A 708-nucleotide genomic window follows, 5' to 3' on the forward strand; every position below is an offset into this window, starting at 1 on the left:
GATGTGTCTGTTGGCCGTATGTTCTTGGGTGGTGTGATTCCCGGCTTGCTCGCCGGTGTGATGTTGATGATTGCTATCTACATCACCGCGTGCATTAAGAAAATTCCAGCTCAACCGTTTGTAGGTTGGTCTGAAACCTTCAGCGCGGCAAAAGATGCGAGCTGGGGCTTATTGTTGATTGTCATTATTTTGGGCGGTATTTATGGGGGTGTCTTTACGCCAACGGAAGCTGCTGCAGTTGCTGCTGTGTACGCCTTCTTTATCGCCAACTTTGTGTATAAAGACATGGGGCCATTTGCGGATAAGACAAACACCAAACCTCTATTAGTGAAAATAGTGCAGACCTTTGTGCATAAAGACACTAAGGATACCCTTTATGATGCGGGTAAACTGACGATCATGTTGCTGTTTATCATTGCTAACGCCCTGATACTCAAACATGTACTGACGGAAGAACGTATTCCACAAATGATCACGGAATCGATGTTGTCTGCTGGATTAGGGCCAATCGCGTTTTTGATTGTGGTGAACGTATTATTGCTGATTGGTGGCCAGTTTATGGAGCCATCGGGGTTATTGATCATCGTTGCTCCGCTGGTGTTCCCAATCGCAATAGCATTAGGCATCGACCCGATTCATCTAGGTATTATGATGGTGGTGAATATGGAGATAGGGATGATTACACCGCCAGTGGGGTTAAATTTGTTT

The 708-nt window shown here is 45.6% G+C and carries 1 protein-coding gene; it reads left to right on the forward strand.

The window, feature by feature from the left end:
* Positions 1-708 (forward strand): TRAP transporter large permease (locus ACP45E_RS19585; RefSeq protein WP_141707439.1); only part of this gene is annotated, 708 nt, incomplete at both ends.

The organism is Vibrio genomosp. F10 str. 9ZD137 (genome assembly GCF_049974785.1).
In the GTDB taxonomy this organism is placed as follows: Bacteria; Pseudomonadota; Gammaproteobacteria; order Enterobacterales; family Vibrionaceae; genus Vibrio.